Annotated in this window: 8 protein-coding genes and 1 pseudogene; 5 read left to right on the top strand and 4 right to left on the bottom strand. The window is 65.7% G+C overall.

Annotated elements, in window-relative coordinates; all coding sequences use genetic code 11:
• Window positions 1-114: 114 nt before the first annotated feature.
• Window positions 115-996 carry a helix-turn-helix transcriptional regulator gene (locus QOZ89_RS35980; RefSeq protein ID WP_312628337.1) on the top strand — a complete coding sequence of 294 codons (882 nt, stop codon included), beginning with the start codon at window positions 115-117 and terminating at the stop codon, window positions 994-996.
• A gap of 95 nt (window positions 997-1,091) precedes the next feature.
• Here QOZ89_RS35980 and QOZ89_RS35975 read toward each other — a convergent pair.
• The 4 genes and pseudogenes from QOZ89_RS35975 to QOZ89_RS35960 form a co-directional block, all read right to left on the bottom strand.
• Window positions 1,092-1,244 (bottom strand): annotated as a pseudogene (locus QOZ89_RS35975) (DDE-type integrase/transposase/recombinase); the annotation flags it as partial.
• A complete protein-coding gene (locus QOZ89_RS35970) occupies window positions 1,228-1,392 on the bottom strand; it encodes a hypothetical protein (RefSeq protein WP_198543470.1) in 165 nt (54 codons plus the stop codon). The pseudogene QOZ89_RS35975 and the gene QOZ89_RS35970, both read right to left, overlap by 17 nt.
• Window positions 1,376-1,684 carry a transposase gene (locus QOZ89_RS35965; RefSeq protein ID WP_071051836.1) on the bottom strand — a complete coding sequence of 103 codons (309 nt, stop codon included), beginning with the start codon at window positions 1,682-1,684 and terminating at the stop codon, window positions 1,376-1,378. The genes QOZ89_RS35970 and QOZ89_RS35965 overlap by 17 nt, the downstream gene beginning before the upstream one ends.
• Before the next feature lie 116 nt (window positions 1,685-1,800).
• Window positions 1,801-2,028 (bottom strand): hypothetical protein, encoded by a 228-nt coding sequence (locus tag QOZ89_RS35960; RefSeq protein ID WP_131804126.1) that lies wholly within the window; start codon window positions 2,026-2,028, stop codon window positions 1,801-1,803.
• Between the two features lie 735 nt (window positions 2,029-2,763).
• Here QOZ89_RS35960 and QOZ89_RS35955 point away from each other — a divergent pair.
• The 4 genes from QOZ89_RS35955 (at window position 2,764) to QOZ89_RS35940 (ending at window position 7,140) form a co-directional block, all read left to right on the top strand.
• Complete coding sequence (locus QOZ89_RS35955) at window positions 2,764-3,918, top strand: sugar ABC transporter substrate-binding protein (RefSeq protein WP_071051834.1); 1,155 nt, start codon at window positions 2,764-2,766, stop codon at window positions 3,916-3,918.
• Window positions 3,919-4,003: 85 nt separating this feature from the next.
• Complete coding sequence (locus tag QOZ89_RS35950) at window positions 4,004-5,458, top strand: ATP-binding cassette domain-containing protein (RefSeq protein ID WP_083419439.1); 1,455 nt, start codon at window positions 4,004-4,006, stop codon at window positions 5,456-5,458.
• Complete coding sequence (locus tag QOZ89_RS35945; protein ID WP_071051832.1) at window positions 5,458-6,669, top strand: ABC transporter permease; 1,212 nt, start codon at window positions 5,458-5,460, stop codon at window positions 6,667-6,669. Before QOZ89_RS35950 ends, QOZ89_RS35945 begins: the two co-directional genes overlap by 1 nt.
• A 279-nt stretch (window positions 6,670-6,948) precedes the next feature.
• A complete protein-coding gene (locus tag QOZ89_RS35940; protein ID WP_071051831.1) occupies window positions 6,949-7,140 on the top strand; it encodes a hypothetical protein in 192 nt (63 codons plus the stop codon).
• Window positions 7,141-7,244 lie beyond the last annotated feature (104 nt).

Raw genomic sequence — 7,244 nt, 5'->3', positions numbered from 1 at the left:
GCCCGCGGCGGTGGACACCATGCAACCGGGTGCCGGCAACGCGAAGAAGCCACTGCTGGGAGGTGTACTGACAGGGCATCCCTCCTCCAGCGGGCCCGACCTAGCCTGGGGGCTGTGGACAACCGCGACGAGGTCAAGGCCTTCCTCAGCTCCCGCCGGGCCAGGATCACCCCTGGGCAGGCTGGCCTGCCGACCCACGGCCGCAGCAGGCGCGTACCGGGACTGCGCCGCAGCGAGGTGGCCGACCTGGCCGGAGTCAGCGTCGAGTACTACGCCCGACTCGAGCGGGGCAACCTCGGCGGCGTCTCCGAGAGCGTGCTGGTTGCCCTGGCCCGCGCGCTGCAACTGGACGAGGCCGAACGGGCGCACCTGGTCGACCTCGCCCGGGCCGCCGGCCCGGCCACACGCACCCGGCGCAAGCCCACGGCCCACCAGATCCGGCCCACCGTCGCCCGCATCCTCGACGGGATGACCGAGCTACCGGCCCTCGTCAACAACGGGCGCCTCGACGTCCTCGCCGCCAACCCCCTGGCGGAGGCACTGTTCGCGCCCGTGTTTGCCGACCCGGCCCGACCGGTCAACCACGCCCGGTTCACCTTCCTCAACCCCCGCGCGCGTGACTTCTGGATCGACTGGGAACGCGCCGCCGATGACAGCGTGGCCATGCTGCGCCTCGAAGCCGGCCGCGACCCCTACGACAAGGCACTGTCCGACCTCGTCGGCGAACTGTGCACCCGCAGCGACGCCTTCCGCGTCCGCTGGGCCGCCCACGACGTCCGCCTGCACCGCACAGGACTCAAGCACTTCCACCACCCCCTCGTCGGCGACCTGCACCTGTCCTACGAGGTCCTGGAACTACCCGCCGACCCCGGCCTGGCCCTAATCGCCTTCAGCGCCGAAGCGGGCTCACCCAACGACGACGCCCTCAAGTTCCTCGCCAGCTGGGCCGCCACCCACAACCCAGCCGACGCCCTGCGAGCACCGAACCAGAAGTGAGCCCGGGGGTAACGCACTACAGCCTCGCGAGGTAGCGCCGTTCGCGCATCACCTCGACCGTCCGCATCGACGGGGTCCACAGCAACGCCTCGACATCAGATGCCGAGTTCGTAATGACAGCGGCGGATGTTCCGTACGAAATCGCGCCCGGCGCCGAGGGTCTGGGCGGAGCGGCGGCGTTTGGGACCACGCGTCGGCCGCAGTCTGGCTTTCAGTCGGCTGTGGTCGGATTCAACCCGGTTGTCCTCCCACCGCGCTTTCCGGCCGTGACTTCCACTCGTAGTACCCGGATTTCGAGACGTCCAGCCACTCGCACATCTGAATGATCGTGGGAGCGTAGCGCTCCGTGAGAATGTCGGCGTACTCGGCATCGATGAACTCACATCTTTCCGTCACCGATGCTCCCTTGCGAAGTACGCCGCCGCTTTTTCAGGAAGGTGTTCTCGGTCTCCAGTTCGCGGACGCGGCGCTCCAGATCTCGTACCCGATCACTTTCGGGGATTCCCGAGGGCGGGGGGTCGGTTGCGCGCTTCGCTCGGTACGCCTTCGCCCAGAATCCGAGCGTGGTCTCGTTGATCCCGAGTTCCCTGGCTACCTGAGCGATCGGCCGTGGAGGCGAGGAGTCGACCACCATCTTGACGGCCTGTTCCTTGAACTCCGGGGTAAAATTCTTCGACTTTCCCGACACTCGATCCCGTTCCCTTCCAGTAAGAATCCTAGTGGATCCCCTGTCCGGAAACTCCGGGGCACCTCAGTCAGCTGGCTGCTGCCGTGTCTTCCGGAGGCCCGGCATCGCCGCGGGGTCTAGGGAAACCAGCCGACGCTGGTCGCCCAGCTCACCGCCCTGCCCTGGTCCCAGGTCCGCACCGCAGCCCGCACGACCAGCCGCGGCCAAGGCCGCGTCGAGCGCCGGACCGTGAAGGCCACCGAGATCCGCGCCGGGATCGGCTTCGCCATGCTGTCCAGGCCATCCAGATCACCCGCCACCGCCAGCCGATCGCCGGCGGCCCGGCCAAGACCGAGACCATCCACACGGACACCAGCCTGCCGACCCACCAGGCCAACCCCGCCCTGCTCGCTGAGATCGCCCGTGGCCACTGGACGGTCAGAACCAGCTCCACTGGGTCCGCGACGTTATTTACGACGAGGACCGCCACCAGGCCCGCACCGGCCACGTCCCAAGGGTCATGGCCAGCCTCCGCAACCTCGCGATCACGATCCTGCGCCAGGCCGGCACTACCAACATCGCCCAGGCCCTACGCCACCGCGCTCGCCACCCGAACGGCCCCACAAACGATCAAGAATCTGAATCGCTAACGAGCAACTTTGCCAGCGCCCTGGATCCAGGGGTCACGCACGAGGGCCGCTCCTCGTTACGGATGTCGTACCTGGCGGCGATCGGGTCGATCTTTACCGAATCGAGCGCTCCGTCCCGTGAGGACCGTCGGCCCTGCCTCGAAGAAGGACCCTGGAAAACTCCGATACGCCGTCACCGTCACACCACTCGAAAGGACAGGGACTAGCGGGCGGCCCGTTGGAAGTCCGTGTTGAACCATGGCGATCACCTTGAAGGCCGCCTGGCCGCGACCACCACCAACTAGCCGATCACCTATAGCCACGATTCAGTTACGCCGGGCATCGAGCACTCCCATGCGTCGGCGGGAGTGTCGCGTTGTAGGACAGTCGCGGCGGCCGAACTGGGCTTATCGTCACGGATCCGGCTGGTGAGACGTCCCTAGGGACCTATATAGCTAGGAGACCCGTCGTATGAAGTTCAGATGGCTTGCCGCGGTCACGGCCGGGTTAGTCGTGGCCCTCGCCGGCTGCGGGGGGGCCAGCGGAGGCTCGGAGGGGACGCCGGGCTCTGGCGGCACCGCTGCCGCGAACCTGCAGGAAACGGCGAAGGCCAAGGTCGATGGCTACATAGCGGTGCCCGAGAGCTACCCCGGTCCGACGACGCCGTTCGACCCGGGCACCGGCAGGACCGCTGTGATGGCCTGTGGTTTCGGAGCGCCGGTTTGCGCGGAGCAGGCCAGGTTCGCGGTCGATGCAGTCCACAAGATGGGATGGGAAAGCCCACCAGCATTTGACGGCCAGTTCTCGCCGCAGGTTCAGGCCGGCTTCGTCGATCGTGCCGTGCAAGATAAACTCGACGGCATCATCCTCGTCTCGGTCGATGTAAACGGAATCAGGGCCTCGATCGACCGAGCCATCGCCGCGGGTATGCCCATCATGTGCACGATGTGCGTTTCTGGTCCGGATTACGAAGGCAAGGGCGTCACAGACGTCACCGTCGACTTTGAGCAGCAAGGCGAGATCGCGGCCTGGAAGATCCTCGCGGACCGAGGCAAGGACGCGAAGGCCGTGACATATTTCGACCCGGCATTCTCGTCGTCGGTCAACCGCAGCATAGGTATGACGAAGATCTTTAAGGAGAACTGCCCGGGCTGCGCGTTCGCGGCGATGAAGTTCCCTTCCATCGATGTCTCGAAGCCGGGGCCCCCTCAGTTCACCTCCCTTCTTGCGTCGCGTCCGAAGGGCACGATCACCAACTTCCAGGCGACGTACGACGGGCTTGCCGTTCCGGCTGCCAATACGGTCCGCCAGATCGGCCGGACGGACGTCACCGTCAGCGGATATGACGGAAGCCCTGAGGCGCTCGCAGCGATCGTCTCACAGAACCCGCCTCTGGAGTTCACCATCGGCGAGCCCTACACATACGCCGAGTGGGCGGCGGCCGACCTCCTGGCTCGTACCAAGGCGGGTGAGAAACTGTGGTCCAACGCCGACAAGCTTCCGAGCACACTGATCGTCCGGTCAACCGCTCAAAAGTACCTTGACGGCAACCCGGCAGGATCGTCCTACCCCGCTCCCGCGGGCGCCTGGCAGGGTAATTTCCTGAAGCTCTGGGGCAAGCCCTAAGCAAGCCGGTTGGAGTGGGTGTGCGCCGAGACCTCGGTGCGCACCCACTCCCGTCACTCCGAAGCGCACGAAGTAAGGAAGCGGCATGAATGACGACGGCTCACACAGTCTCGAAATCTCCCAAATGCGGAAATCCTTCGGACCTAACCAGGTTCTGAAGGGAATCGACCTGACCGTTGGAAAGGGTGAGTTCGTCGGGTTGATGGGTCCGAACGGGGCTGGGAAGTCGACGCTTATCAAGATTCTCGCCGGCGTGTACGAGGCCTCTAGCGGTACGATCCGGCTAGGAGGGTCAGCCGTCCGTTCCCTGGCAGACAGCCCGGACGTAGGTTTCATCCACCAAGACCTCGGACTGGTCGACTGGCTCTCGATCGTCGAGAACCTGAGCCTCGGGACGCCGCCGAAGCGGCTTTTCGGTCCAATTCTCAACAAGCGGGCCGAGCGCGAGGAGGCCCGGCGAGCACTTAATCGTGTCGGACTGAAGCTGCCCGTCGACATGCTAGTCGGAGACCTGACCCCGGGCGAGAAGACCCTCGTGGCGGTCGCGAGAGTGTTCGACCGGGGTGCCAAGATCCTGGTGATCGACGAGACTACATCGACGCTTCCCCCCGCCGAGGCGAACCGCGTGATCCGGTCGCTTTCGGCCGCAGCCGAGAGCGGCGCGACGGTGATCATGGTGACGCACAAACTGTCCGAGATCTTGGACGCGTCGAACCGCGTCCTGGTGCTGATCGACGGCGAGCTCGTGCACGACACTCCTACCCGAGGCCTCGACCGCGCATCACTTGTGCGGATGCTGATGCAACACGAGGCGGCTGGCCCAGGCGCCGACTCGCTGGCGGCCGGTCGCTCGGCGGGCGAAGGCATCATCGAACTGCGTGACGTGTGGCTCGGCAAACTCGGCCCGGTCAACCTGAGGCTCAACGCCGAAGAGGTGGTGGGTCTCAGCGGTCTGCCGGGCTCAGGTCTGCACGACATCGCCTTCGCCGTGAACGGCAACCTTGCGCCGGACAGCGGGGAGGTCATACCTCTCCGACCTGGTCTCAAGCGGGCGCTGGTGCCTCCCCACCGCGAGAGCCAGGGTGGCTTCAGCACCCTGACCGTTCGGGAGAACATGTCGGTGTCGGCTTTACCCCGGTGGCGCCGGATCGGGCGCCTCATCGACCCACGTCGCGAGAGGAGCGAATGTGCGGACATCGCAGGCGAGCTGTCGGTCAAGCCCCGCTCCATCGACACACCGTTCGACGTCCTTTCCGGCGGTAACAAGCAGAAGGTTATATTCGGCCGCGCACTGCTCCGCCAGCCCGACGTCTTCGTCCTGTGCGAGCCGACTCGCGGGGTCGACGTCCAGACCCGCTCCGAGATCTACCGCTTGATCCGGGAGCTCACGGCGAAGGGCGCGGCCGTCCTCGTGGCGAGCTCGGACGCAGAGGATCTCTTCTCCGTGTGCGACCGAGTCGCGCTGGTTGAGGACGGACGGCTGCAACCACTTCGGCACGTCTCTGAACTCACAGCATCTGAATTGGAGCTGATGGTCTGATGGTGAACACCGCTACCGCCACGAAGCCTCCGGCCAGCGAGGAGACGGCGGAGGTCGCGAGCCAGCAGTCCAGTCTCGTTCGACGGAAGCTCATCGACAGCTCGATTACCGTCGTTGTCTTCCTTGGCCTCTTCGTCGCCTTCGGGCTTTGGCTCGGCAAAGTCTTCCTCAATGTCGATGGGCGGATGCTGGACGTTCACCAGAACGTGCCCATCATGCTGCTAGGCGTTGCGGTGCTCGTCACGCTCGTGCCAGGGATGTTCGACCTCTCGGTCGCCGGCGTCGCGACGCTCTCGTGCTTCCTGACCATCGGTCTGACCGTTCGCGAGGGATGGCCGTTCCCGGTCGTCTTACTGGTGGCGCTGGGACTCGGTATGGCCGTAGGTCTGGTCAACGGCTTCCTGATCGAGCGGTTCAAGGTCAACGCCTTCATCGCGACCCTCGGTACGGGCGGCATCTGCACCGGCGCGTCGGCTGTGTACTCTGGCGGCACATACGTCGGCCCGCTTCCCGGCGGGCCTCAGCTTCCGCACTGGTTCGTGAACCTCGCAGCCTTCAGTTCTAAGGCACCCAGCTGGCTGATGGCCGTATGTATCTTACTCGCAGGCGTTACGCTCTTCTTGAGGCTCGACTCGGTGCGCCCACCTTCATGGCCTCAAAACCGATGGATCGCCGTGAAGACCGTCGCGCTGGCGGTCATTGCAGTAGTGCTTGTGTTTGGCTTTCAGGCCCATCAGTGGCTCTCGGCAGTGTCGTGGATCATCTTCTTCTTGCTCGTCATGGCGTTGGTGCTGTCGGTCCTGCTTCAGCACACGACCTTCGGACGGCACCTTCAGGCCATCGGTTCCAACCGATCGGCGGCCCTTCTGGCGGGTGTGAAGGTGCGGCGCCAGGTCATGAAGAGTTTCGTGCTGGGCGGATTCATCGCGTCGGTCTCAGGGGTCGTCCTGGCAGCCGGCCAGGGCTCGGCCGCCCCTGACGTGGCCGCGAGCTTCCTGCTTCCGGCGTTCGCTGCTGCGTTCCTCTCGACGGTCGTGCTCTCCGAGGGGCGCTTCACGGTTCCAGGCACGATCATCGGAGGAATCTTCGTGGTCTGGGTGGGCCAAGCGTTCGTCCTCGGGGGCGTCGACCCTACGTGGATCCCCGTCGTCAATGGGGTCGTGCTCGTCGGTGCGGTCGCACTTTCCACCGCAATGAGGGCGAGAAGGTAGCGCCCCACTCGCTGACGACCTCGGGGTTCAACAGAGGGTCACGGAGAGACGCCGTCAGTTTCAGGGAGCTTTCGGAGACATGACCCCCGGACGCTGACCATCCTGGACATGGCCGGCGTCCGGCAGCGCTGCTGGGGTTGTTCGCCCGGTTTCCGATCCGGGTACGCCGTCGGCTGGGCGTGCTACTCACGCTGGCGACGTGTGCGGTGCTGGCGGACGCCTGCTTGTCCAACGGCGACCGGCGAGTGTGCCGCGGACTGTGACAAGGCCGCTCAGGCTGTGCTGGGAACCGTCAGACGGGCGCTGGGCAAGTCGATGTTCCGCCTGGTGTTCAAGAAGATCGACGCCGGCCGGCTGGGCGAGGCGCCCGGCGACTCGGCCCGCCGCCCGCATGACTCCGCCGGCCGACTCGGGCACTCTCGCGCCTGTCCGGTGGTGGTGAGATCGAGCGGCGGCCGACCAGAGCTGTAGACGGCGAATTCCGGCGGCGGGCCGTCTCTTCGCCGGGCCCATGCCGTCCCTGCCTTCGACTTGCAGCGACTGGTGGTCACGGCGAACGGGTAAGGGGTCAGGAG

The organism is Pseudofrankia coriaricola (assembly GCF_032027725.1).
Taxonomy (GTDB): domain Bacteria; phylum Actinomycetota; class Actinomycetes; order Frankiales; family Frankiaceae; genus Pseudofrankia.
The sequence above is the reverse complement of the archived record's forward strand: the minus strand, read 5'-3'. Positions and strand labels throughout refer to the sequence as shown.

Coding starts and splice junctions, on each gene's coding strand:
- QOZ89_RS35950 (WP_083419439.1), top strand. CDS start 4,004: ATGAATGACGACGGCTCACACAGTCTCGAAATCTCCCAAATGCGGAAA.
- QOZ89_RS35945 (WP_071051832.1), top strand. CDS start 5,458: ATGGTGAACACCGCTACCGCCACGAAGCCTCCGGCCAGCGAGGAGACG.
- QOZ89_RS35955 (WP_071051834.1), top strand. CDS start 2,764: ATGAAGTTCAGATGGCTTGCCGCGGTCACGGCCGGGTTAGTCGTGGCC.